At 48.1% G+C, this 25626-nt stretch carries 16 protein-coding genes; 7 read left to right on the top strand and 9 right to left on the bottom strand.

What is annotated here, in order from left to right; all coding sequences use genetic code 11:
- The first annotated feature begins 25 nt into the window (after nucleotides 1-25).
- Nucleotides 26-919 carry an EamA family transporter gene (locus RGU75_RS21400; RefSeq protein ID WP_416186837.1) on the top strand — a complete coding sequence of 298 codons (894 nt, stop codon included), beginning with the start codon at nucleotides 26-28 and terminating at the stop codon, nucleotides 917-919.
- A gap of 101 nt (nucleotides 920-1020) precedes the next feature.
- On the opposite strand, the gene RGU75_RS21395 is transcribed toward RGU75_RS21400, so the two are convergent.
- Nucleotides 1021-1908 (bottom strand): 1-aminocyclopropane-1-carboxylate deaminase/D-cysteine desulfhydrase, encoded by an 888-nt coding sequence (locus RGU75_RS21395; protein ID WP_322239461.1) that lies wholly within the window; start codon nucleotides 1906-1908, stop codon nucleotides 1021-1023.
- A gap of 275 nt (nucleotides 1909-2183) precedes the next feature.
- Here RGU75_RS21395 and RGU75_RS21390 point away from each other — a divergent pair, with 275 nt between their 5' ends.
- The 5 genes from RGU75_RS21390 to RGU75_RS21370 all read left to right on the top strand — a co-directional run bounded on the left by RGU75_RS21390 (nucleotide 2184) and on the right by RGU75_RS21370 (nucleotide 5764).
- Nucleotides 2184-2744 (top strand): gamma-glutamylcyclotransferase, encoded by a 561-nt coding sequence (locus RGU75_RS21390; protein WP_322239459.1) that lies wholly within the window; start codon nucleotides 2184-2186, stop codon nucleotides 2742-2744.
- A gap of 398 nt (nucleotides 2745-3142) precedes the next feature.
- The gene (locus tag RGU75_RS21385) at nucleotides 3143-4126 is read left to right on the top strand and encodes an aldo/keto reductase (RefSeq protein ID WP_322239457.1); all 984 of its coding nucleotides are present in this window, start codon (nucleotides 3143-3145) and stop codon (nucleotides 4124-4126) included.
- Between the two features lie 597 nt (nucleotides 4127-4723).
- Complete coding sequence (locus RGU75_RS21380; RefSeq protein WP_322239455.1) at nucleotides 4724-5110, top strand: hypothetical protein; 387 nt, start codon at nucleotides 4724-4726, stop codon at nucleotides 5108-5110.
- Between the two features lie 54 nt (nucleotides 5111-5164).
- Nucleotides 5165-5377 carry a hypothetical protein gene (locus RGU75_RS21375; protein WP_322239453.1) on the top strand — a complete coding sequence of 71 codons (213 nt, stop codon included), beginning with the start codon at nucleotides 5165-5167 and terminating at the stop codon, nucleotides 5375-5377.
- A 66-nt stretch (nucleotides 5378-5443) separates the two neighbouring features.
- A complete protein-coding gene (locus tag RGU75_RS21370; RefSeq protein ID WP_322239451.1) occupies nucleotides 5444-5764 on the top strand; it encodes a hypothetical protein in 321 nt (106 codons plus the stop codon).
- 367 nt (nucleotides 5765-6131) lie between these two features.
- Here RGU75_RS21370 and RGU75_RS21365 read toward each other — a convergent pair whose 3' ends face one another.
- Both RGU75_RS21365 and RGU75_RS21360 read right to left on the bottom strand, forming a co-directional pair.
- Nucleotides 6132-6998: a hypothetical protein gene (locus RGU75_RS21365; RefSeq protein WP_322239449.1), complete on the bottom strand. Its 867-nt coding sequence runs from the start codon at nucleotides 6996-6998 to the stop codon at nucleotides 6132-6134.
- Nucleotides 6999-7007: 9 nt separating this feature from the next.
- The gene (locus RGU75_RS21360; protein WP_322239447.1) at nucleotides 7008-9032 is read right to left on the bottom strand and encodes an AAA family ATPase; all 2025 of its coding nucleotides are present in this window, start codon (nucleotides 9030-9032) and stop codon (nucleotides 7008-7010) included.
- Between the two features lie 456 nt (nucleotides 9033-9488).
- Here RGU75_RS21360 and RGU75_RS21355 point away from each other — a divergent pair, with 456 nt between their 5' ends.
- Nucleotides 9489-9737: a DUF3297 family protein gene (locus RGU75_RS21355; protein ID WP_322239445.1), complete on the top strand. Its 249-nt coding sequence runs from the start codon at nucleotides 9489-9491 to the stop codon at nucleotides 9735-9737.
- A gap of 344 nt (nucleotides 9738-10081) precedes the next feature.
- Here the strand turns inward: RGU75_RS21355 and RGU75_RS21350 are convergent, their stop codons facing one another.
- The 6 genes from RGU75_RS21350 to istB all read right to left on the bottom strand — a co-directional run bounded on the left by RGU75_RS21350 (nucleotide 10082) and on the right by istB (nucleotide 25617).
- Nucleotides 10082-13300: an error-prone DNA polymerase gene (locus RGU75_RS21350; protein ID WP_322239443.1), complete on the bottom strand. Its 3219-nt coding sequence runs from the start codon at nucleotides 13298-13300 to the stop codon at nucleotides 10082-10084.
- A 206-nt stretch (nucleotides 13301-13506) separates the two neighbouring features.
- Entirely contained in the window at nucleotides 13507-14982 is a 1476-nt protein-coding gene (locus RGU75_RS21345; protein ID WP_322239441.1) for a DNA polymerase Y family protein, read from the bottom strand.
- Nucleotides 14983-15032: 50 nt separating this feature from the next.
- Nucleotides 15033-15911: a translesion DNA synthesis-associated protein ImuA gene (gene imuA, locus RGU75_RS21340; protein ID WP_322239440.1), complete on the bottom strand. Its 879-nt coding sequence runs from the start codon at nucleotides 15909-15911 to the stop codon at nucleotides 15033-15035.
- A 417-nt stretch (nucleotides 15912-16328) separates the two neighbouring features.
- Nucleotides 16329-21347, bottom strand: coding sequence for a hypothetical protein (locus RGU75_RS21335; protein ID WP_322239438.1), 5019 nt, complete (start codon nucleotides 21345-21347; stop codon nucleotides 16329-16331).
- 840 nt (nucleotides 21348-22187) lie between these two features.
- Nucleotides 22188-24722, bottom strand: a complete 2535-nt coding sequence (locus tag RGU75_RS21330; RefSeq protein WP_322239436.1) for a hypothetical protein — start codon at nucleotides 24720-24722, stop codon at nucleotides 22188-22190.
- 124 nt (nucleotides 24723-24846) lie between these two features.
- The gene (istB, locus tag RGU75_RS21325) at nucleotides 24847-25617 is read right to left on the bottom strand and encodes an IS21-like element helper ATPase IstB (RefSeq protein WP_322232626.1); all 771 of its coding nucleotides are present in this window, start codon (nucleotides 25615-25617) and stop codon (nucleotides 24847-24849) included.
- Between the last annotated feature and the right edge of the window lie 9 nt (nucleotides 25618-25626).

Below are 25626 nucleotides of genomic sequence, written 5' to 3'. Positions count from 1 at the left end.
TGTAGTGACTCAAAAAAGACTATTCATGCAGCATTCTTCTGAAGCACCCGCAGTCCAGTCGGTGGCGAAGGGCCAAGGCAAAGCGCTTTCGATAGTCTGCTTGCTAGTCGCGATGTCATCGCTGCAAGGCGGCGCTGCGCTGGCTAAAAGCTTATTCGCTGGTATTGGGGCCGAAGGTGTGACGGCTTTACGCATCGGATTCTCAGCCATTTTTTTATGTGCCATTTTTCGCCCTTGGCGAACCCCGTTAACGCAGATCGCCTGGCGTCCTATCATTATGTATGGCACCGCGTTAGGTTGTATGAATCTCGCGTTTTACATGGCGTTGAAAACAATACCGTTGGGGCCAGCAGTCGCCATCGAATTCACTGGGCCTTTAGCCGTTGCCATATTTTATTCGCGCCGTCCTGCTGATCTGATCTGGCTAGGATTGGCCGTCTTTGGGTTGTATCTGTTATTGCCGATCGGACAATTGTCAGGGGCGCTAGACACGACGGGCATCTTATTTGCGTTGTTTGCTGGCGCCTGCTGGGCTGTTTATATCATCGCGGGTAAAAAGGCGGGTGATGCGAATGGCCGCATGAGTGTCCCATTAGGTGCGTTGGTGGCGACCATTTTTATATTTCCTATTGGCTTTTATCATGCGGGAACTGACTTGTTCTCATTATCGATCTTGCCGACTGCGTTGCTGGTAGCGTTGTTTTCGTCGACTCTGCCTTACAGCCTTGAGATGATCGCGCTAACAAGATTGCCGTCCAAAACTTTTAGTATGCTAATGAGCCTTGAACCTGCCTTGGGCGCGATTTCCGGCTATCTGTTTTTAAAAGAAGGATTGACGTCATCGCAGGGAATTGCGGTGTTGTGCATTATTGTGAGCTCAATGGGCATTACGGGCGCGATAGGCAGAACGCGAAAGTGAAATCTGAGTAATGTATAACCTACAACATTCGTCGGATCGTCTAATGCAAGTCTCGGTTTAGCATTATAGAAGTAACGCCCAAGGCGATACGAAGCGATCTGTCAGTCGGCAAATCCACGTGCTCCCTGTAGTCCTCCTGTATGCACAGCGACAATGCGTTCGTCATCTCTAAATGCATTAGCGTGGACCATATTTCGCAAAGCAAAAAAAAGCTTTCCAGTGTAGACCGGCTCTATAGGAATACCAGTTTCCTGCGAAAAATCGCGACAAAATTGTCGTAATTCTGGCGGTGCTTTTCCATAGCCGCCATGATGCGCATCGGTGATAAGCTCATAATTTGTGTAGGATGGATAACCAGCTTGTTGCAGTAATAATGCAATTTCTTTATGGAGATAGCCTGCATTTTTGAGTACGGCGATGCCGATTACACGTCCTCTGCCCTGCATGCCTGCTAATAATCCTGCCATCGTAGCACCAGTGCCGCAAGCCACCATCATGACTTCTGGAATAAAGGGAAGTTCGTTGACTAGTTCCGCTACGCCCTTTAGTGCGGCGGCCGAGCTACCGCCTTCTGGAAACCAGACGTCATCGTTTGTTTCGGATAGGTAGCGTCGCCATTCATCCGTTATATCACGTAGCGCGCGATAGTCTTCGCGTGTCACAAATTGAATTTCCATCCCGAGTTGTCGACAGTCATCTAACGTTGCTGTATTCATTGCTTCGGTTCCACGTACCAATCCGCGCGTTGGCCATCCAAACAAAGCGCCCGCATGAGCAAGTGCATGCAGATGATTCGACCAAGGCCCACCCATCGTGGTCAGTGTAACTTTGCGGCCTTTAAGCGCGATGAGTGGATATTTAAGCTTGCGAAATTTATTTCCGGAGACTGTTGGATGGTATAAGTCATCACGTTTAATCCATACCGCCCGCCCAATCAACGATGGTAATGCGATGGCGTGAAGCGGTGACGGCGGGGCAAAAAAAGGCATGAGGGCAGAGCATTCATAATAAAGAAGGGTGAAGAGTTTATAGATGTTTTTTAGGGAAATGGCAATCCCGACTAATCTTGTCAAATGCGTTTGTGTGGCTTTAAAGTGTGTACGATCAGATTATGTTTTTTCAACCTTTCAGCTAATTTTGACAAGCAAGCATAGAAAGATTTCTGTAGTATTAGGTTTTAATTAATAGATAACTAATTTCATGTTTCTGAATCCCCGTAGTTGGTTATTAACACGATTACTAATAAGCGCTAAAAGGTTTGGCCATGCCTGCTGATACAACGGCTATTAATAAATTGATGGATCGTTTTAATGCACATTCCAGTGTTTGGTTATTCGGCTATGGATCGTTGATATTCAAAGTTGATTTTCCGTTTGTCGAACGACGGCCTGCATATATTAAACATTGGAGCCGACGCTTCTGGCAAGGCTCATACGATCATCGCGGGACGCTTGATGCGCCCGGCAGAGTGGTGACGCTGATACCGCAAACTGACGCAGTTTGCGAAGGAATGGCCTATCTTATTACGCCAGATATTTTAGAGCAGCTTGATTTTCGCGAAAAGAACGGTTACCTGCGTCTCTACACAGAGATGGTATTTGAAGATGGCACAAGCGCTCAGGGATTGGTTTATATCGCGACAGAAGAAAATTCGGCCTTCCTCGGACCGGCGACCGAGCTGGAGATTGCACGACAAATCGCCGCATCCGCTGGTCCCAGCGGCGACAATAAAGACTATCTCGTTGGTCTGGCAGAAGCACTCAGAGCGCTCGGTAAAGAAGATGCGCATGTGTTTGAAATTGAGCGCCATTTGATCGCATTGTGACATCAGGCAGACCTGATAACTCAGGTCTGCCACGAAGTAAGATGTGACAGAGTCCGTCACCTTTGCGGATTGCTTACGCACATCTGAAAGTCTATGACGCAGAGCGGGCAAGGGAAGCTGCCGCAGCGGGATCTGTATAGCGTTTAGCTACCTTCTAAAGTACTTGCAGCGCAATCAGCGCCATGATGACGGCAGTGATTCTGGTATCAATGAGCACAGTGTCGGTGTGTTGATGTCAAAACCGGTATCAACCAAAGCAAAGTTATCATTGGATGTATTTTCTTGAAGCCCTTATAGTGAACAGAGTGACGTATTGCAGAGTGTCATTCAATGTCGGCAATTCAGTCTCGGCAACGGTCGACAACTAATGAGTAGTCAACATCAAGGTGGAACAATCAATGGAATATCGTGTACTTGGCCGGACTGGCTGGAAAGTCTCAACGGTTAGTTTTGGTAGCTGGGCAATTGGTGGAACGTGGGGCACTGTGAGCGATGAAGAGTCGCGTCTGGCGTTACACAAGGCATTAGATGAAGGCGTGAATTTTTTCGATACTGCAGATGTGTATGGTGACGGCCGCAGTGAACGGTTATTGGCGCAATTGCGCAAAGAACGTAGCGAAAAATTTCATATTGCGACGAAGGCCGGACGTCGGTTAGATCCGCATGTTGCTGGCGGTTATAACCGCGAAAATTTAACTGCCTTTGTTGAACGCAGTTTGCGAAATCTGGACACTGATGCACTAGATCTGCTGCAATTGCATTGCCCGCCGACCGATGTTTATTACATGCCGGAAGTGTTTGGTGTATTGGATGACTTGGTCAAAGCCGGTAAGGTGCAGCATTACGGTGTTAGCGTTGAAAGGGTGGAAGAAGCATTAAAGGCCATTGAATATCAGGATGTGCAGAGCGTTCAGATCATTTACAATATTTTCCGTCAACGTCCGCAAGAGCTCTTTTTTGCAGAAGCCACGCGTCGTCATGTAGGTGTGCTAGCCAGATTGCCGTTATCTTCCGGTATGTTGTCGGGTAAGTTCAATGCGAGCAGTACGTTCGCAGCAGATGACCATCGTCAATTTAATCGACAAGGCGCTGCTTTTGATCGTGGCGAGACGTTCTCAGGGCTGGATTATGCCACCGGTTTGGAAGCAGTTGAAGCGTTGCGCGCTTTGGTACCGACTGGTATGTCGATGGCGCAACTGGCGCTGCGCTGGATATTGATGTCACCGGCGGTCACCTGCGTATTAGCGGGCGCCAAGCGCGCGGATCAGGTTGCAGAAAATATGATCGCCGCCGATTTGCCGCCGCTACCAGATAGCTTGCTGCAAGCAATAGATGTTCTTTATCGTGAGCGAGTTCGACCACACGTTCAACATTACTGGTGATTTTTGCTGGCGATATGATGCGTAACTAATGTAATGATATCGCCAGTTTGTTTGTCACAAATCGACGGTTTGGCCGACCAATTAAAAAGAAAACACACCGTCTATCCCGTTCCGTCCACGCCTTTGCAAATCCACTTACAGACCACTCAGTTAAAGGCGGTTCAATATACATTCGACAATTATTCGGCTTGCTGGATGTACAACTTCGAACTTATTTGTCGCATCATTTATTGGGACTAAGCATAGCCTGACCAGGTATCGGTGCCATTTTTCCGTACATTGAAGGGTTTGCATGCGATTTCTTGTTTATCATTTTGACGCGTGTCAACCTCGATGAATGATGTTCTATTGTCATTCAATTGAGGCTATTAAAGAACGCGCCGGTAGTGCGTTTGCACTGGTCGGTGAGTGCACTCGGCTGGCATTGTGTTTCCTTGCGTATGCAATAACATGATTAATAGGGTTATTAGCGGTCTTCAAAGAGTTTTCTATGTAATAAGCTTGTTTTACAACTCAACTGTTTAATTGCGCTGCGTTAAAATGATGCAGGTTTTCAGCAAGCGGAAAATAACAGAAGAATATTTAACAGGAATAGTAATGAGTAACAATAATAGTAACGGTCCAACAAGTTTAACAAAAGATGAATACGACGCCTTGGCACAGATCGCGCGGACACGGAACCGTGGGCCAGAGACGGCTTGCGTAGCGCGTAATGCTAAGCGCCTATCGGGTTTGAAATATATTGCCTATGGGAAGAATGGGCAACTGGCCCTAACAGAAAAGGGCGAGCAAACGCTATTCGTTAAAAGTTGCATTGAAGGACTTCGGGCTATTTCGACCGACCCGCTCGCGCCGCTTGAAGCTGACGTAGAAGTTTTTCTCGGTAGAAAAGGGCATATCGTCGCTAACGAATCCGGCGATGGCTTTGAGATAACATTACGTGGGCGTGAAAGCCTGGCTGACATCGACTCCAACGCTGGCTAGACGAATGAAGCGTGGTGATATTTTTTTGGAGTTGTCCGAATAAAGGGAGTCAGTATGTCGTGTCAAGCATGCAATGCAATAGAGTTGAGAAAACGTAAAGGCGTGGGCCATCCTAAGTTGACGCAAATTGGTGAACCGGTGAAAGTTCGCAATATGGGGCAGCCCGCAGTCATCATGACGCATTACGTCTGCGAGGAATGCGGTGTAAAGTGGCAGTACGAAGACGATAGGCGTGATGTCTATGCCGGATGGTCGATTGAGCCTTAAGTTTTGAATACGGAGTCTACAATAGGACTTGGGCGCGATTAAATTCTTAGACAGTTGGGAGCAGAAATGGATACCAGCAAAGAGAAATTTAAGCAGGAAGATAAAAAATTCTTAGCTCAGAAAGTACCGACCCAGACTTCTAGTTCTGGATCAACCTCTCACGTAGAAAAGGATCAGTCTTCACCTTCCGCCACGGAAGATAGGCTGAATTCGCAGCATATTTTGCATGAAGTCGCGGTGCAGGCGGATGGAACCGAAGATCCGGGTGCCGGCATTGAGCAAATGGTGGAATCCAAAGTAGAAAGTGGTAGCAGTTTACAACCGTCTTCAACACCGGCCATTGATCCGGCGGCATTATCGCCTAAACGCAATCCCGGCCCTGATTGAGTGCAATGCAGTAGTCATGGTTTGATCTGACAGGAAGTGTCAGCTCAGAAATGGCGCAGATTACACTGTTATCGCCCCTGGCAATATTGCCCTTAATGCCCGCGCTATCGACCAATAAGAGTCGTACAGATTTTTCATTGCAATGACAGCTATGCAGCGATTGCGGACATTGGCGGAACTGCCGCTTCTGACCGGTTGAATCCAAGCCCCAAAGCGGACCTTCTAGATCATGTCATCTGCAGATTGTCACCTCGTCTTCGTCCGACTAAGCACCTCCGATTCCTCCTTGCTGTGTCAGCCGGTGGGTCGTAGGCGCGACGGGCTCCTACAGCACTTGCACAGGATATTTGAAGATTTCTGTGCGCCTCTAGGTCTTAAAGTAATCCAGCAGAGCAGACTCGACCCCGTCCATCAGTTGCCTGAAGTCTGTGTCAAACAGGGCATGTACTACTGCCTTGTAACGCTCCCTCCTGATCGCATAAATCTCGTCCAGGGCCAGCTTGATCTTTTCAAAGGGATTTGGACTGGCAAAGTTGAGTTCGTTGACTGCCATTTTTAACATGCTCATCGCAAAACGGATTCGCTTCGCGTGATCTGACCTTGAACTGACCAGGTCGGCGCGCGCCAGCCCATACACCTTGATCGATATGTCGCCCCGAATGTCCATGGGTTCTATCATCCCGTTCTCAAGGAACCTGAAATGATTTTTCGGTTTGTCGATGCAGGGATTAACCAGTACTGACTGCTCGTGTACCTCATCCCCCTCCTTGGTTGCTCGCTTGGACTCATCAGCCAAAGGGAACCAGTTGCCCTTTCCTGCAAGGTCCATTGTCGGCGCCTGCGCAACCCTTTTTATCTCTTGGGTCCAGACCCGGTTGCACCCGGGACAGGACAGAAGGAGATTGTCCCACGACGCGCCCAGCCACCAGTAACCAGGCTTATGTAGTTTCGCTTTCTTTTTGCCTTGAACAAGATATGCGCCCTTGGGACGGAAATGCTCAATATCAGCTGGGGTCGCACAGGCGTAATCGGATTCACAGTAGGCACAGAATCGGCCAAACATTATCCTTAAGGCGACCTTAACCGAGTCGTGTTTGTAATGCACAAATTCGAACCCCTTGCGAGGGAGTACCTGCTTGTTGTAATGCGCTTTAGCACGAGCTAGCTCGTCCAGCCGATCTGCATCAGTAGCGGACAATACGGCAGGGACATTCCCGCGTGCGATAAAAATCATTTGCCTAACTCACTTGTTGTCATCGTTAGGAGACGACAGTTGCGCCAGTTTACGGTTGAGATCGGAAAGCAGTTTTTTCGAGTCTAGTTCGGCTTCCGGGATCCCGCTCAGATATCGGTCGATCGCACCCAGCATCAAACGCTCTCGCCGGGTAAAGCCGAACTGATGCTGGCTCTGCAATTCCAACGTAATCGCATCCAGCCTGCTGCGGTCGGCGGGTGCAAACTCTTCGTAACGGAGAAGACTGTAATACTCATCAAAAAGCCGCTCGACATCAGGATCCACAGCTGACGACAGACCAAAGTGCTCAGAAGTAAGTATCTGATCGACCCGCATCGATCCGATGTCAGGCAGGTTCTCAAGCGCCCTGACCACTCCATGTTGGTCTCGCCGCAATACCAGAACCTCTCCGTGACTGAGCCCCTTCAGGCATAGGGGATCATGCGTCGTAACGATGAACTGCATTCTTGGAAATGCTTTTCTGAGCATCGGGACCAGCTGCATTTTCCATTTTGGATGAAGATGGTTTTCTATCTCATCAATAAGGATGATGCCCTCCGCGATCTCTGCAGCCACGTAGTGTTCGAGGAGACCACTCATGATGTCGCACGCCAGTGCATGCATGGACTGCAGGCCGTCGCTAAGCCGGTTGAAGGGAGTTAGTACACCGTGGCTCCGTAAGAACACTTCGTTTGTGTTCGGATTCCGCTCAAGCTTGGCATCCTTTGGCAGATGGGATATGGACTTGAGCGCTCTAGCCGCGTAATCGAACTGCTCGTTGCTCAATGAAAGAAGCCATCTTACAGGATCCGTCAGTCCACGGTAGGGGTCAAACAGGTTGGTTATTCTGGAACGTTTTTCTTTATCTTCATCCCGTCCGAGAAGTCTGGTTGCGCCGTATGCAAAAATCAAAACCTTACCATTCGATCGGGACACTTCGAGACGATTTCTATCGTTCCATTGGACCGAATTTCGACCGGTCCTACTGAGCTCTACGGTGACGCCTCCATGATCCGATCCGGAAATCATCCCAGGTTTGTATTTCCTGATGGCGCTCCCTTCCGCAAGTGCGACAGCGATTCCTTTTAGAATCGATGTCTTGCCGATATTGTTTTCGCCAATGATCGCGAGCCATGGAGCCCTTTCATCAGTACTCCGGTTCAGATCGATTTTAATGTCACCCAGAGGGCCAACATTGCTCATCGATACACTGGCAATATAGTTGGACGAATCCTTCTCGGCCGTCTCATCCGGTCTGCCCCCGGCTTCATTTCCAGCTCTCTCGCTGAAATGTTGCGCGTTGGCCCGCGCAGCACCCAGTGCCTGTTTTCCCTCATCTGTTCTGACAAACACGAGGGATCTCACGAAACCCGAGTACGGTGCGCGGTCGCTCGTCATCTCGTTTAACATATCTTCAAGATCGATAGAAACGGTCTGCGCCAGTTTTTTCCGCTCACCAACCAGATCTAGGCGATTCAGATCAAGGGTCTCGATCGTTACATAACCTCTCGAGGTTCTGGGCAGGAGTCTGCCGCTACGGTCAGAGATCAGATGCTGCGACGGGTCGTCCTCACAGGGATTCAGCAGAAGAGGACGCTCGGCGCGTAACGATCCTGACTGACCGTCGACAGGTGAACGCGGGCCTTCAATTGGAAATTTTGAACCCTTGGCTCTAGCACAAATCGCACACGTCAGAAACATGTTGCTCCAGCGATAGGCCATCCACCAATAGTGGTCGGGCAGATATACGCCGGTTTCGGAAATCGTATCCTTCGCTGGACGGTGACGGTGAACGTACCCCGATGCTGCAGAAAGAGGCGACTCACAGTAAGCACATTTCCCGTGAAATAGCTGGGTAAGCGCGGCCCGTACAGCGTGAATGTTCCAATCGGGATTGAATGCATCAAAGTCGTAACGGTTCTGCCGGCGTGCCTCGAGAGGCGATTCAAAAAAGCTATACGCCTTTTTACGGAGCGCCGATCTCTGTCCGTCACTTAAGGGAGCGCTCACCAAAGAGCGTGATATTCGGATCATGATATTCTTTATGTAACTTAATTATTTCGACTATCTGATGAAATTAACTTTGATAGGTAACCAAGGCTCTGCCAAATTCAACGCTTTAGATTTCAAAACCGTAACTGTCATTGGTCTACATTTAGGGGAATCCGACTCTAATCCAGCCGCCCCCGCCGAGGCCTCCATCAAGTGCTTAAAAAGCCATCCGCGTGCAACAAAGACGCTATTTATTCGTTTCAAGCAGCTATTCGATTGTGGCCATTTGTCGCGTGACAAACGGCAAAACTGAGATTGACATTAAATCAATCATTGTGCAAGCTTATGAGAGAGCCTGACAGGCTGCTATCAGTCTGAAGGGGCCGTTCAGCTGGCGCTGTGTAAATGACCGCAATTGGCGGCAGATTCAATCAAGTGATTTAGCGAAACCACGAAAAAAAATTGTTTTGGTTAATCTTATAGTTGATAATTGACTCCATGAACGATACCCAAAACCGCCCCCCACTTCCTGATCGGCTCTCAGTCGATCCTCGTAGCCCTTTCCATAATGCGGCCATATTTGAACATGATGTTGGTATTAAACTTAACGATAAAGAACGCTTCGATGTTGAGGAATATTGTATCAGCGAGGGATGGATTAAAGTCCCGGCCGGAAAGGCGCTAGATCGGAAGGGCAACCCCTTAATGACTAAAGTGAAAGGCACGGTCGAATCTTTCTATCGGTAGGTGCTGTTCTTTGATTCGCATTTCTTTACTTCTTTGATAGCCTGCAAGGGCGTGTGCGCTCACTTTTTTTCGATAGCGATTACACGTCCGCTTTTGGCCGAGGCTGTGTGAAAACGCAGAAAAATTCGGTGCACATAACAATCGGCACCATAAAACGGTCGCTACGTGATCGTCACGATATCGGCAATGATCACTCTACCCACGAAAATTTCCTGCTTTTGCGTTTTCATACAATCTCGGTCGAAGTCAGAAGTTCGAGAAGTGTTAAGGCGCGATAAAATCGTACACTGATTGGCGGGGTCGATTTGCTCTGCTACAAGTAAATAATCTTGCGGTAAATGCGTTTAACAAAAATCTCGGCTGCTAGTCTGTAATTGCCCAAGTAATGCAGATAAATCCACCAGTCGTTTAGCGACCAGATGTCTGACGTTGTCCTTGGATTGCCAAATGCCATAGACGCCGAGAAGGGTGGCGCTGAGCAATTCTTTGCGCTGTTTTTCGACTAATCCAGGCCAGACAATGACATTGATTGAACCGGTCTCGTCTTCGATGGTGACAAACATGGTGCCTTTTGCTGTGCCGGGACGTTGCCGAACAGTGACGATGCCGCAGCCACGGGCCAGTTGATCATTGGCAAAGGTGTTGAGTACATCGGCTGGAACGAACCGTTTTGCGCTTAATTGTTTGCGCAAAAATGCGAGAGGATGGCGACCAAGTGTCAGTCCTAGCGTGCGGTAATCGTTGACCAGACTTTCTTCTTCACTGGGTGCGTTTAGCAATAGCGACGGCTCTTCTACTTTTGCGATCTTTAACAAATCTCTATCGGGTGCGCTGATCAATGCTTGCCATAACGCCTGTCGACGATTGCCAGATAGGGCGATCAGTGCGTTGGCTGCCGCCAATGCTTGTAACTGATCGCGCTTTAAATGCGCGCGTAAGGCCATGTCATGAATGTCGCTAAAGGCTCTGATTGCACGGGCCGCTTCGATCGCCATCACGCTATCGGCGCTTAAGCCGCGCACCATATTTAGTCCTAATCTTACTGCTTGTCTTGCCCTTGGCTGCGCTGTATTTAATTGAGTTGCTTCTGATTGAGAACAGGTTTCCAGAGTTGCCTCCCAATTGCTGATGGTGACATCAACCGGCAACACTTCAACGCCATGGCGGCGGGCATCCTGCGTTAGTTGCGATGGCGAATAAAATCCCATTGGCTGACTATTCAATAGCGCGCATAGAAAAGCCTCCGGTTCATGACATTTCAACCATGCGCTGGCATAGGCCAGCAAAGCAAAACTGGCCGCATGACTTTCTGGAAAGCCATATTCGCCAAATCCTTGAATTTGGCTGTAGATTGCTTCGGCATATGACTTTTCATATTTATTATTTGCCGTCATCCCGGCAATCAATTTTTCACGGTATTTATCCAATCCGCCTTTTCGTTTCCATGCTGCCATCGCACGGCGCAGACCGTCTGCTTCGCCGGGTGTAAATCCTGCTGCGATAATGGCGATTTGCATGACCTGTTCCTGAAAAATAGGGATGCCTAAAGTGCGGCCTAAAGCCGCTTTTAATTCGTCATTAGGAAGGTTGTCTTTTTCTAGCCCTTGTTTTCGGCGAAGATAAGGATGTACCATGCCGCCCTGAATCGGTCCGGGCCTGACGATTGCCACCTCGATGACCAGATCGTAAAATTTTCTTGGTCGCAAACGCGGCAGCATGCTCATCTGAGCCCGACTTTCAATTTGGAATACGCCAACGGTATCGGCGTTGCAAATCATGTCGTAGGTTGCCGTATCTTCGGCAGGAATATTGCGCAGCTCAAATGCTTCACCGCGTTGTTGCGCCACCAACGCCAAGGCACGCCGTAGCATCGTCAGCATGCCTAGCGCCAGTATGTCAACTTTCAGTATTCCCAAGGCATCCAGATCGTCTTTATCCCATTGGACAACACTACGATCTTTCATCGTTGCGTTTTCGATCGGCACCAAACGTGATAACTTGCCGCGTGAAATCACAAAGCCACCGGGATGCTGAGACAGATGGCGGGGAAATCCCAATAACGTATGGGATATCGTTGACCACTGCTGGGCCAGCGCTGATTGGGGATCGACCCCGCACTCCAGAAAACGCTGATCCAGATTGTGCTTGTCATCCCACCACCGATGCGATTTGGCAACCTGATCGACTACGCCGAGATCAACACCAAGCGCTTTGCCGACATCGCGCAATACACTGCGCGGACGATAGCTGATCACTACTGCCGTCAATGCAGCACGCAGCCGTCCGTATTTATTATAGATATATTGGATAACTTCTTCGCGCCGCTGATGCTCAAAATCGACGTCGATATCCGGTGGTTCGTTGCGTTCCTTGCTAATAAAGCGTTCAAATAAAAGCGTACTGCGCGCTGGGTCCACTGCGGTAATGCCGAGGCAATAACATACTGCAGAATTCGCAGCCGAACCGCGTCCCTGACATAGTATGTCCTGACTGCGCGCAAAGCGAACGATGTCATAGACGGTTAAAAAGTACGACGCATAACCGAGGTCATTGATCAGGTCGAGTTCTTGCTCAACTTGTTTTTGGACCTTAAGGGGAATACCTTCCGGAAACAATTGGTGCGCGCCGATATAGGTTTCCTGTCGCAGATAAGTGGTGGGCGTCTGACCCGCAGGTACTAACTCATCCGGATATTCGTAACGTAGTTCATCGAGTGAAAAATGACACAAATCGGCGATGTTGATGGTTTCTGCTAATGCCGCAGGTGAGTAGAGGTTAGTCAGACGCAATCGCGTCCGCAGATGCTGTTCGGCATTTGGTACCAGATCATATCCGCACGCTGCAATCGGCTTACCCAAACGGATAGCGGTCAGCGTATCCTGCAACGGCTTGCGCGAGCGCACATGCATGCAGACATCGCCGGTCGCAACTATTGGAATGGACATCTTGCTTGCCACCATTTCGACGATGCCACGATGATGATCGTCATCGGCACGATGGAGCAACGTTAAACCGATCCAGGCCCGCTGTGGAAAGTTTTTTTTCAGCCACTTTGCCTGTTTGGCGAGGGCGGCAGCACTCATGCCATGACTAGCCAACAGTATGATCAGGCAATCAGGCAGAGTGCGCAGATGTGCGTACGGATTCTCGCATTCATCTGAGTGGGGAGCGACATCAAGTTCAGTCAGATCATCGGCGCTCAGGCGGTATGATCCTTTGGTAGCCCGCGTACGTGCTAATGTTATGAGCTCTGATAAATTACCGTAGCCTTCGCGATTTTGGGCTAATACGATGATTGAGAAAGTCGGATTGTCATCTTGGTCGACTAACTGAAATCGGCTGCCGATAATCAGATGCAGCTTATGGATTTTGGCTTCGGTATGTGCGCGGACAACGCCAGCTACAGAGCATTCATCGGTAATGGCGAGTGCGCGGTAGCCTAACTGTGCAGCGCGGGTAGCCAATTCTTCCGGATGCGACGCACCACGCAGGAAGCTAAAGTTGGTGGCGCAGTGCAGTTCAGCATAGTCCGGAAGTGTTGATTTTAGGGGCAGAGTATTCATTTTAAAAAAAACGATAAAAAAACGATAAAACGCGGCTTTACGGGAAGTCTTTACATTTAATTAGTAAAAAATAAGTCAAAATTTAACGCGTATTTTTGATATTCTTGAAGGTGATTCTTGGTTTGTATGCAGTACGCCAATACTCTTATTTAAGTGGGATTATCATTTATTGACGATTTTCATTACTGAATTAAAGACGAGAGGATTCAGGCAAACAGTCCGTGTAAATACCAATTGATATCTTCTCCATCACGTTCGCGATAGACCCAATAACGCGCCGCTTCACTGCCTTCTGCGATGAAGTAATCGCGTACAGCAAGTCCTTCGTCCCACCATCCGGCTTCAATTCTTTCCGGCCCCGACAGCAACCTTAACGGTGATCCATAAAATGGTCGATGGTCGCGCACCAACAGGGCGAGTGGTTGTTGTAAAAGCCAAAATGGTCGTTGGCTTGCAATGATCGTATTGGTCGTCTGCAAAAGGGTATTGCTGGCAGCTTGCCAGGCATTCGCCACTTCTGGCCGATGATCTGCCAATGCAGCTGGCGCGAGGACATTTTCTGCGCCGAGTCGTGCTGTTAAGAGTTCTAACAAACGATGATAGTCAGCTGAGGTGCCGCCGGGCTCAGGAAAGAGTGATGCGGTAGGTGGCAACATTGGGGTTACCTGGGTTGCACTCAGTCGCACGGCAATAATCGGACCACTTAGCTGATAACGGCTAAGACGCTCTTTTAGCAAGCGCAACAAATGCGCTTCATGCCATGCCGGTTCTGCGAGTGTTATTTCCAAAGTGCTTGGTGCAATTGCCTGACGCCCGCGTTCATGTTCCATTGAAAGAACAAAACCAGAGATCGCCAACTGTTGTGCCGCCAGCCAGCCGATCATTTGCTGGATTAAGTGACGTGCGCCGAACAAGACCGATTCGGCATGTTCTATCCGATCTGGTAATTCCAGATAGGCTGAGAATTCTTTCGGGGCTTGCACCCATTCAAACATTTCCGGTGCGACGCCATACGCACAATCGAGCGTTTCCAGTATCCGTTTGTCGCTACGTCGCAGCAATCCCGCGCGCGGTAATCTGCGAAGATCAGCAATGGTGCGACAGCCGATTCCTTCCAGCCACTCTTGATAAGGATGTGTTGCCGGCAATACAGAAAATGGTAATGCCTGGATGTAGCGCAGTGCGGTATCCATTCGGACGCTGCGACGTTGTTTGGGTAGACCGGAACGCGGTACATAACGCGCTAAACACCACGCTCCTTGTGCGGTTGGCGCCATGCTGATTTGTGCGGTAAAGCCGAGCGCATCAATGCTTGCACGCACACGACGACAGAGTACTAAGCGACCGCCGAAAGCGCTCAGGCTGGCGCTGATGTTAAGCAGTAAGCTGGCTTCTTCGGCATGTGTGACTTCCGGTGTGTATTGCAACAATGTCAGCGCTATCGCATCCATTGCACTTTGCTCCTTGACTAAATCCCGTTCATAAAGGGTAGTTTGGGGAGCGATTGCCAGCACGCCGCCGCGCCGCATTCCGCTGCGCACACCGCTGGCGGCAGCATCGGTTGTCATCGTCAATACCTGATCGTGATCCATTACCGCCATCATGCCTGGTGCAGACCAGCGCGGGCGGCAGGTTTCAAGCGGTAATAAAGGAAGATGTACACCAATCCACAAAGGCATCATTATTGGCCTCCTAAAAAGTGGCTGTACGCGTCAGTTCGAGTCAATTCGCGTCAATATTGGTTATGCGGTGCTGGCAATTCCACAGACTGGATTTGTGTTTCTAGTGCGAGTTCCTGGTTATGCCCTTGGTTCTTCTTCATGGACTGAGTTGTCTTAATGTTGATTCTTGAGAGTATTTTTGTGTCCGTAATATTTGTGCTGACTGAATGTATTAATGGATTTGATGTTTCTTCCACTGCATCCGATGCTTCGCTATTGGCCCAAGTCAGGTAAAGCGGTTCAATATGTTGCGGTCCGCGACGCTTGAGTAGTTGTACTTCGATACCGTTATGTGCAGGGCGGAGCAACAGTCTTAACGGCGCAGGTGACGACTCATGGGCCGCGCTCAAAGGTCGGACCATCCACAACATGGTGTTGCTGGCTTGTGCTGCGAGGTGCAAGCGTCGTAGCGCATCGGTACGGATATGAGATTGCCAGAAAACCAGAGCACCACAACTACCATTGCGTAAAATCTGCTCAGCTGACCAAAGTGCATCAGCGCTTCCGGCGGTCTTTATCCATAGCAATTGATGCACAGGCAGACCCCAGCCGCTCCACGCTGCTATTTGGGGTAAATGGGGGGGGTGCAAAAGGACGATCCTTCGATTCTCTTGCGTGAGCATGGTTAAGGCAGGTTGCAATAAATGCATTTCACCACTTCCAGCTTGCTGCAACAAAAGCTCTATTAATGCCGAATGGGGCCATCCGCGATTGGGGAGTTCTTGATCCAGAGCGTCATGACCAGATGTCATGACGGCGCCGCGATAAGATGACATTTGATTGCCGCGCCACAACGCATGCGGGAGCGATTCAACTAGCGACTGTGCAGCAACGGATATGCTGCTGGAGCGAGCGGCAGGAGGCGCAATAATATGTGGAGTGGCGGACATAATTTAGCTCAATTGTTTAGTCGGATAGCATTTTTGCTAACTGACTTAATTAACAGATTATTTGAATAGACGAGGAAAAGATAATTTCTATTGTACTGTATAAATATACAGTACTTTTTCAATGGCTCTTCAATAATTCATTAGCTAATTTTGTTATGAGCCCACTTTGATGCTGAATTTTGCTAAATATTGGCTTTATTTTGTCTGTAGATCGATAGCGTTAGCGGGGTGATTCTTTCCGCATATTGCGGAACCTAGGTGAGTTGGCTTTGCGACAAGTTCGCTTCGATTCATTTGTGGCATTGTTTTCGGTACTTTGGTTGACGAATATCAACTCACCTCGATGTGCTTTTGATACCGCATACCTTCCTTACATCATGCACATGAGGCAAAAATACCATGAAATCTACACCAATTTTACTTTTTATGACTGCTCGCCTCAAACAATTCACGTGCCAGAAATTTTTGGACCTGGACATTCATATTGTTAGGTGAAGCATCGCGCGTATGTCTCAATTTTGTATTTTCAGCACCTACTTTAGGTAATACTATTGACATATGTTGAAGCCATGCGATAAATAGATCAGGCATCATAAATGCCGCAATTTTTTCATCGGGTGGTCCTTCGAAGACTTTTTTGACAAACTCCTGAAAACGTTTATCAGTGAGATCGTTCTTAATACCTTCGGGCAAATAATTCTTGAGGGTAGCGGGCAATACCGTTTTGAAATGCGCTAAAAAAATCTGCTTTGTTTGTGGTTGAGTTCCCGCATATCCCAGAAATGCCGCCTGTGAACTGAGTATGGCGTCGGCGTTCCGACGCAGACCGTTTTCTGAGTAGTGCCCATATTTTGATCTGTCTGCTGTAAGATAAAATTCCTGGTGACCGTCCGGTATTGCCAAATGTGACAACTCATGTTGTAAGGTGTCCTGCAACGAACTGGGGTTGTTGATTGGTGATAAAAATGTTGTGGTTGTCAGATAAAGCTCGCCACGCTCAGGGCCGCCTTCATAAGTGTAGGCTGAAATCGTGTTGGCAAAGAGCGACGCCTCCTGAGGTGCGCTTTCTATATGTTTTTCCAGGTTATATCGGTAATGTATTCCTTGCGGGCTGATTGACGGCGAGATAATGCGTAGCTTATTGATGTTGTAGGGAGCGGCGCAACTGCCAAATTTTGATATTGTTCGTACCAAATTATCTTTGTAGGCCATTGTCAAACTTTCTTCAGCAACGTGAAAAAAAGCAGAAGCATGCTGCCAGAATGGTTGTGGGTCGTTCTTCGCCCAGTCTGTCAACTGACCGGCAAGTGAGTAGCTATTGGCGTATGCAGCACTAATATCGTGGGCAAATTTCGCTCCATAAATAGCACTTATTTCAGATAAGCCTTTGGCACGCACCGCAAATGTCCAGCCTCCAGCCTCTGTCAGTACTGAGGCTGGAGGGGGACCAAATACCGTTTTCCAGAGCCGCGATGTCATTTTTTGTTGCGGCATGATGAAGTTGGTTTCGTAATCATCATTTAAGTGGTTCAGCTCTTTTACCTGATCAACGTAAAGGTCTGCTAATTCGCCATAAGACTGTTGTGTCTGGCAGAGTTGCAGGCCTAGTTTGCACACATCTTTCAGTGCAGTGGCCGCCCCTCCCAAATGATCAGAGGATTCATGCTCTAGCTGTAAGTGTACTTCTTGCCAAAACTGCGTCAAATCCCGCAGCCTATTTGCTGGCACAGTGCCGCGTCCCCATGTTAACGTGCGTAGCTCCTTGCTGGCGGCAGACACGGTCAATTTCGGCTTGCTAACCATGCGAGCGGTTAAAGCGAGAAAATCTTGTGCGAGTTGGGGAATTTTTTGGAACGCATTTTCAATTTTTTCAGCATCGCGTAGCATTTCAAGTCGAAGCAGCGAGCGCTCATAAAAAGGAAGGTTTTTCATATCCAGCGTAACAAGATGATTGATTGCCTTAGTCCGTGCCGACTCTCGTGGTAAGGGCGTGATGTTAAAGCCCATCATGCTACAACTTGCTTGCAAAGTACCAGGTGGCGCTCGCCTCACTCTGCATCGCTTTTCTTCAAACGCCTCAGCAGAAAGTTCTTCGAATGCATTTTTTTGGTTCGGGCCATGGCGATATATGATGTTGCCGCTCTCATCTTGAAAGCTGAAAATAAATTGATCGGCATTAAAATTATCAACGTACATCGTCGATGCTGACCAACCTTCTGGTAAGTTAAACCCCTGTTTTATTGCGTCATCAAAAGAGGTAATAGTCTTAGGAAGCTCAGAGACTGGTGTAATCAAATGATTATTTGTTACGTGCCAGTTTTCGCCGTCATATTTCATATCAAGGCGTAAGTCGTTTGGAATACCTTCTCCCATAACGCGACGTTCCGTGCCCGGTCCAGATTTCTCTTCCAGTAAATAGAATTCGTCTTCAAGCTTGACATATTCACGGCCTCCTAAGCTATAGACGCCGCTTTCTGGCCGTTCCGGCGCTTGGTCAAAGAAACTCTGGTACTCAAGCTTGCGCACCGCGTTGAGAATTTTGTTGTTGTACAACATATCCGCTACGTCCGATGACGATGAGAGTTGTGGAAAGTTTTTCATGAACCTGGAAAAAACTTGCGGATCTTCATCGACCAGATGTCCATATCCTTTAAACCATTGCTCAGTCTGCAATTCCAATTTTTCTTCCGATTCATTCCAGAGGTAACCCACTTTTTTTTCTGAACCATCTAAGGCCATGACCAGATATATCGGTCCACCAGCCATCTTTTGTATGAGTCCTTTGGGGGACAGGTTATGCGGGATATTGAGCGTGTTTCCCTTAACTGAAATCGTGTTCGGAAGCGCGCTGACGGTTGCTGGTGCGGTATCGACAAATTCGGAAATGCCAGTTCTGAAGTGCAAATCTTCTGGTTTGGTAGCGAGATGTGTACTTATTTCAAGTTTCGTGTGTTCTATCGGTAAGCCGGCTTTTGGGCTTATTTCGGGAGGTTGTTTTGAAAGATGCTCTGTAGCCTTAGATGCAGCAAATTCGTTCGGTGACCTGTAGTTAAAAGGAGTACGAACAGAGGGTATTAGATAACGCGCCTGATCAGCTTTAACCAGTCCGGTAAAGCAAAATAGCGCATCCATCTCTACCGCTAATCCTTGCTCGGCTTTACCATCCTCGGTTTTTGCCGGCAGTGCGATCATTTCTGCAGTATCCATGATGGCGATCACGCAATTACCTCCCGGAATCATCCCAATAATAAATTTTCCAAGTGCATAAATTTCGGAGTGAAAGATTTCTTCAGTTAACGTTGGAGACAGTGGTTGCGAAGGGGAGGCATCAGTAAACCTTTCATGTATTGTCGGCGAAAAGCTCTGTAAGCCACTCACGACTCTGGCAATTTTGTCAAAATTCTCTGCATGGATAAAGGTAGATGTAGCCTCGAAGGTGGTGTGATTGGATGGATGGAACCGAACCCCGCTGGTAAAGCTGGCATGATTTTCGTTCACATACTTATTGACACTACCGGCTTGATGTATTTGTTCCGTAATTTTTGAAACGACGGGCGATCCCCACGAGCGCTCTTCGGAAAATAAATAATAGTCAGAAGGCGCATCGTTGTTTATTGAACCGGTTCGTATAATGAGGCCTGATGTTGCATTAAACACGGCTTTATAAGAGACATCAGCATGTTTGGCTTCATACAAAATTACTTTCGGCACAAACACTTCTAATTGCGCAGCATTACCTGATGCGATTAAGTTCTCTCGATCCCATAAAGGTAAATGCTCTAGGCCGTAATTGTATAAATTATATTTGCTGAGTTTAAGTTTATTTAACGCATTCTTGGATTGCAGTTTGTGGAGCGCATCTCCATTAAACCGATCATTCACACTTAATAAGAATTCCTCCTCATTAATTTCGACTTCCTGCATGAGTCGGATCTTTGGTATGTCAGGTGCAATTAAGGTCGCAAGTGCGAACTTTATCCGTTCAGATGGCGTTCCCAAACGCTCACCCGATATATTTTTTGTCTGCCAATTGTAGGAGCGCATCAGCGCTTGTCCAGTGGCAGATGGCCATGCCGAAGGAGACATATCAATCACACTATGCAGTCCCGCCTCACGTAAAACTGCGGGCGTAAGGACCTGGCTAGTTTTAGCTGGAAATTGATTAATAAATCCCGCCCCGATGCTCATTAATGTGCTGTCATGGCTGTGGTACGGCGTATGGCGAAAATCAGCATGCTCAATGTTAAGTCGTGTGCTGAACAAAGGATCAATATCAATTAATACCGCCTCGGCAAACCACCTTGTGAGTGTATTGAACCGGTTACGATCGGCTCCACTCAGCGAGAGCGCTGGCAATGCTAGCCGCTGAAGAACCGTCGCTTTGGTACGAACTGCAAATTTGGACAATTTATCCAGTGTAGGATTAGTGTCTAGTTCCGCGCTTACATGGTCGTGTACAAAATCCTCTAAGCTTTGCGCGCTAGATGATCCATTTATTTGTACTAAAGCACTGAAAAATAACTTCGCGACGTCGTTTTGCAGTTCTGCCTGCTGTTTGGCTGGCTGCGGTTCTGCAGGGTCAATCCGAGCGCCTCCGCCATCAGCAGAAAAACGATGGGATTGCATCGCATATTTCAACATCGCGTACTCATACTGATCCACCGATACCTTGTTTCCCCATGTACGTGGCATTAACGGCGCGAACGCGTCCAGAAGCTGATAAACATTTGAGATATGATCATTATGTCGCTGGAATGCGATACCCTTTAATCGCTCGTCTTGCGGGACGTTCGTAGGCCAGTGTTGGTAAGCGTTTATGCCGCTCAACATCGCTGCTTTGTCTATCGAAGCATAAGCCTGATTTGTAGGAGATGAGGATTTTGCGATGCTGGTAGTAACAGGAGTGGAACCCGGAGCTGCAGTTACCGTCGGTGCCGGGGGAGAGGAGCTTCTGATCAAAGAAGCAGATGTCTCTTGTTTAGCTTCATCATCTGGCGGCCGATATGGACTCTTCAAAAAGACAGGCGCATCCTTGGCTACCTGCAATAACCTCCGCGAACCCGGTAACTTTTGTAGGTGGTCGTCTATATGCTTGTCAGATTCTGAAAGGCTGTTTCCGATGTCTTTCAAGGTCGGTAAGTGCGACGGTTCGACCTTCGCAGTACTAGTGTTTTCGCGTTCGATAGGTCCCACCAGATACGTCCGTCCAGTTGTATTCGCCAACACAGGAAAGTGCATGCCAGGATGATCACGGTAAGCCGACCAAATTGGCATGGGATTAATTCCAGTGACTAGCCCTAAAACTGCATGGGCCAATTCTGTTTTACCGATTAGTGGGCGGATTGAGTCCTGCAATATAGGCGTGTTCATCTCTCGAATTGCCGCCGTTCTTTGTTGTTCCTGTTGTTGGGCTATCTTTTCAGCTTTATTTCTCACCCAATGCGTTCTTTGCGCTTTAGTCTAGGTGCTTTTGAATGCGGTGAATTCACGCGATGCAGGGACGTTTCAGAACCGTTACAGCTTTTGAATCGCGTACTGAATTGGGATGGAGTGCCAGGGCTAGTACCCTGTCGTCGAGCTGCGGAGCTCTTAAAAGAGGTTAGGGTTGAGGGAGTGGAGATGACGAGACCCATGAGCATCCTTTGATGATGTTAATAACCGGTAACTATGAACAACTTAGAGGTTGTAAAGCACTGACTTTTCTGCGCATGTTCACGGATATTTAATTGCGCTTTCAGTGAGGTCATGCCATTTAAAACTGCTCGGTGATAGCTGAGTGAAGATGGTAAAAATCAAAATGAGGTAGGCTGTTCGTCTCTTCTCATACCAACTAAAAAAGAATTTCATGTCCTTCTGAACGCAAAAGAAAGTGGTTCAAAAAAGTACGAGGCGACATTGTTTAATTGCGGTGGTTTATCTAAATTATCATTGCCATTTTCATCTGTCGTTAGGACGAGAACGAAAGTCTAATTTGTTATGCTCAAGAGAGAGCTGATATGCAACAAGCGACAGAAAACTGGAACGAACAAAGAGAATACTGCCAGTAGTACCGAAACCGTAATGTGGTGGAGCGATTCTGCGAATGTCACAAACCATGTAGGCTTGTACTGAATCAATATAAGTTACAACAAACGGGCTCAACGCATAGGTATATTCGCAACACTAGCAATAGCGATTTCGGTTTTTTAGTTAAAATAAAGTCGATAGGCCTTCATGAATTTTTGATATTGCATAACGACCTGACAGCTAACACACATCAAATCCATGGGTGCGACATCAGGTGTTTTTTTTGCGTCGGCTTGCGTCAAACAATTCACGTACCAGAAGTTTTTGGATTTGAGCATCTAAAGGGTTAGGTGAGGACTCGCGTTTATGTCTAAAATTTGATGGTTGAGCGTCTCCAGTGGGCAGTGTTTTCAACATGTGTTGAAGCCATGATACAAATATGTCGGGCATCATAAACGCCTTAATTTTTTCATCAGGTGGCCCTTCGAACAATTTTGTTACAAAACCATCAAAGCGTTCCTGATTGATAGCTCCTTTGATGCCCTGGGGAAAATGCTCTTTGAAACGAGAGGGCAATACCGTCCTGAAATGCGTTAGAAAACCTAGTTTCATATCCGGTGGATTTTTTATATAACTCAGAAATGCCGCCGGTGAGCCGAGTATCGCGTCCGCGTGCCGACGCATCCCGTCTTCTGAGCAATGGCCGAATTTTGATTGGTCTGCAGAGAGATAAATTTCCTGCTGACCCTCTGGAATTGCCAGGTGTGCCAACTCGTGTCCCAGAACTTCCTCCAGCGTCATGGGGCTATTAATGGGTGATAAAAATGCTGAGGTCGTTAGAAATACCTCGCCCCGCTGCCCACCCTCCCAATTCTCTTCAAACGTATAGGCTGTAATCTCGTTGCCAAAGAGCGAAGACTCCTGAGGAGCGCCTTTTACGTGGTTCTGCAGGTTATATCGATACTGAACTCCTTCTGGGCTGATTGCCGGTGAGACGATGCGTAAATTGTCGGCACTGGCCGGAGCAGCGTGATTCCGAAAATTCGACAGTACTCCAATCATTTCCTTTTTGTAAGCTAGCGTTATATCTTCAGGGATAACGTGAAAAAACGCAGAAGCGTCCTTCCAGAATGATTCAGGGGCGTCTTTCGACCAGTCGACCAAATTTTCCGCATGTTCATGGTTGGTGGCGTAAGCAGATAGGACATTATCAGCAAAGTTTTGTCCATAAGCCTTTCTTATTTCCGATATACCTCTCGCATGTATCTCGAATGTCCAGTCTTCAGCCTTAGTAAACTTTGTGGTTAAAACGGGACCTATAACCACTTTCCATAAGCGGGTTGTGGCTTTTTGTTGTGGTATGAGGAAGTCAGTTTTGTATTCATTACTTAACCGATTCAACGTAACTACTTTTTTAAGATAAACCTCTTTCAGTTCACTATAGGATCGCTGGCTCTCGCAGAGTTTCAGGTTCGTCTCGCAGATATCGTTTAACGCCGATTCCTGACCTCCAAAATCTTCAAACGATGCACGTTTTAAATGGTCCTGCACGCCTTTCCAAAAATTTGACAGGCGCAATAAACTTTTTGCCGGTACGGTATCAGTTCCCCATTGCAACGTCTTCATTTGGCTCATTATGCGCAGCCATGTTGATCTTTCTCTACGGATAAGGAGGGCTATGGTGGAAAAGTGTAGTTCCAGTTCAGGATTAGTGTGGAACACATTTTGAATTTTTTCAGCATCGCGAAGTATTTCAAGTCGCAGCAGTGGGCGTTCATAAAACGGACGCGTTTCAATGTCTAATGCAACCAGCTCATTGATCGCTTGTCTACGCATGGATTCGGATGGCAGAGGAGAAATATACGCGGCCGGCGAACTACAGCTTGCTTGCAAACTGACGGGTGGCGCTCGTTTCACTCGGCATTGCTTTTCATCGAATTTTTCAGTGGTAAGTTCTTCGAGTGCATCATTTCGGTCCGGGCCAGAGCGATACTGGATTCTGCCTTCCTTATCATGAAAGCTGAAAATAAATTGATCGCGGTTAAAATGATCAACGTACATCGTGGATGTCGACCAACCTTCTGGTAGGTTAAACCCCTGTTCTATTGCCGCGTTAAAAGAAGTAATAGTCTTGGGAAGTTCGCTCATGGGTGTAATCAAATGATTGTTCGTTACGTACCAATTAGCGCCGTCATATTTCATATCAAGACGTAAGTCTTCCGGTATGCCCTTTCCCAAAATACCCTCTCCCTTAATACGACGTTCTCCACTGGGCTCGGATTGTTCTTCGAGTAAATAGAATCCGCCCTCAAGTTTGATATATTCACGGTCTCCTACGCTGTAGATACCATGCTTTGCCTGCACAGGCGGATGATCAAAGAAACTCTGGTATTTGATCTGGCGCACGCTGTTGAGACGTTTGTTGTTGTATAACATGCCGGCTACATCTGCTGAGGATGAGGGTTGGGGAAATTTACGCATAAATGTGGATAAAACTTGCGGATCTTGATCGAGCAGATGTTCATATGACTTCAACCATTGATCGGTTTGCAATTCCAATATTTGTTTTGGCTCATTCCAGAGGTAACTCACTTTTTTTTCTGAATTAGCTAACCCCATGACGATATATATTTGCCCACCCTCAGACTTTTGTATAAGGCCTTTCGGGGCCAAGTTGCGCGGCACCCTGAGGGTGTTTCCCCGAACTGAAATCTTGTTAGGGAGCGTTACGATTTTAGCTGGTGTAGTGTCAATAAATTCGGAAATCCCAGTTCTAAACTGTAAGTCCTTTGGTTTCATCGCCATATGAGTACTTGCCGCAAGCTTTCTTCTCTCCTTGCGTATTCTGGTCAACGTGACCGCTCATTCTGGCCGATCGTGACCGCTGCGCCTGCGATGTTGTTACGCGGTTAAATTGTAATGTCTGCGGTCACGATGGGTCGATAGTTTTCTCCTTTTTGCTGGTTTTAGGTCGTTCTGCGCCACGCAGTGAATCGCCGGTCAGTGTCAGCCGATGATTGCGCTGCAGAATGCGGTCCAGGATGGCGTCGGCAATAGTGGCGTCGCCAATCCAGGCATGCCAATGGTCAACAGGAAGTTGACTGGTAATAATCGTCGCTCTGTTTGCCGCCCGGTCGTCAATCATCTCCAGCAAGTCGGAACGGGTCGTGCTGTCGATCGCGCCCATGCCCCAGTCATCAAGTACCAAGACATCGATCTTGGCGAGTTGGAGCAGCCATTTCCCAAAGCTGCCGCTGCCGTGCCGGATGCGTAGTTCTTCCTGTAGACGGGGTACGCGTTGATAAACAGCAGAGTATCCGCGCCGACAGGCGTACTGTGCCAGTGCGCAGGCCAGCCACGATTTGCCAGCACCGGTCGGTCCGGTAATGAGAATGCTGTGGCCAGCACTGACCCAATCTCCCAGCGCCAGACTCATCACTTCACGGCGGTCGATGCCACGCCCCGAGCGGGCATCAATGTCTTCAATCGCCGCTTGTGCGTATTTCAGGTGGGCGTTCTTAAGCAGGCGCAGGAGCTTGCGGTCATTGCGGCAATGGACTTCGCGATCAACCAAGAGTGCCAGACGTTCCTCGAAACTCATCGCCGCCATACTGGCCTGCGTCAATTGTTCCTCCAGTCCGGTCGCTAAGCCATCGAGTTTTAAGGTCCGCAATTGGGCCAGAGTGGTATGCATCATCATCGTTGACAT

The organism is Glaciimonas sp. CA11.2 (assembly GCF_034314045.1).
Classification (GTDB): Bacteria; Pseudomonadota; Gammaproteobacteria; order Burkholderiales; family Burkholderiaceae_D; genus Glaciimonas.
The sequence above is the reverse complement of the archived record's forward strand: the minus strand, read 5'-3'. Positions and strand labels throughout refer to the sequence as shown.

Bases quoted from the DNA above. Each gene is read 5' to 3' on its own strand.
- RGU75_RS21380 (WP_322239455.1), top strand. From the start codon at position 4,724: ATGAGTAACAATAATAGTAACGGTCCAACAAGTTTAACAAAAGATGAA.
- RGU75_RS21400 (WP_416186837.1), top strand. From the start codon at position 26: ATGCAGCATTCTTCTGAAGCACCCGCAGTCCAGTCGGTGGCGAAGGGC.
- istB (WP_322232626.1), bottom strand. From the start codon at position 25,617: ATGATGATGCATACCACTCTGGCCCAATTGCGGACCTTAAAACTCGAT.
- RGU75_RS21375 (WP_322239453.1), top strand. From the start codon at position 5,165: ATGTCGTGTCAAGCATGCAATGCAATAGAGTTGAGAAAACGTAAAGGC.
- RGU75_RS21370 (WP_322239451.1), top strand. From the start codon at position 5,444: ATGGATACCAGCAAAGAGAAATTTAAGCAGGAAGATAAAAAATTCTTA.
- RGU75_RS21395 (WP_322239461.1), bottom strand. From the start codon at position 1,908: ATGCCTTTTTTTGCCCCGCCGTCACCGCTTCACGCCATCGCATTACCA.
- RGU75_RS21385 (WP_322239457.1), top strand. From the start codon at position 3,143: ATGGAATATCGTGTACTTGGCCGGACTGGCTGGAAAGTCTCAACGGTT.
- RGU75_RS21365 (WP_322239449.1), bottom strand. From the start codon at position 6,998: ATGATTTTTATCGCACGCGGGAATGTCCCTGCCGTATTGTCCGCTACT.
- RGU75_RS21330 (WP_322239436.1), bottom strand. From the start codon at position 24,722: ATGGCGATGAAACCAAAGGACTTACAGTTTAGAACTGGGATTTCCGAA.
- RGU75_RS21360 (WP_322239447.1), bottom strand. From the start codon at position 9,032: ATGATCCGAATATCACGCTCTTTGGTGAGCGCTCCCTTAAGTGACGGA.
- RGU75_RS21390 (WP_322239459.1), top strand. From the start codon at position 2,184: ATGCCTGCTGATACAACGGCTATTAATAAATTGATGGATCGTTTTAAT.
- imuA (WP_322239440.1), bottom strand. From the start codon at position 15,911: ATGTCCGCCACTCCACATATTATTGCGCCTCCTGCCGCTCGCTCCAGC.
- RGU75_RS21355 (WP_322239445.1), top strand. From the start codon at position 9,489: ATGAACGATACCCAAAACCGCCCCCCACTTCCTGATCGGCTCTCAGTC.
- RGU75_RS21350 (WP_322239443.1), bottom strand. From the start codon at position 13,300: ATGAATACTCTGCCCCTAAAATCAACACTTCCGGACTATGCTGAACTG.
- RGU75_RS21345 (WP_322239441.1), bottom strand. From the start codon at position 14,982: ATGATGCCTTTGTGGATTGGTGTACATCTTCCTTTATTACCGCTTGAA.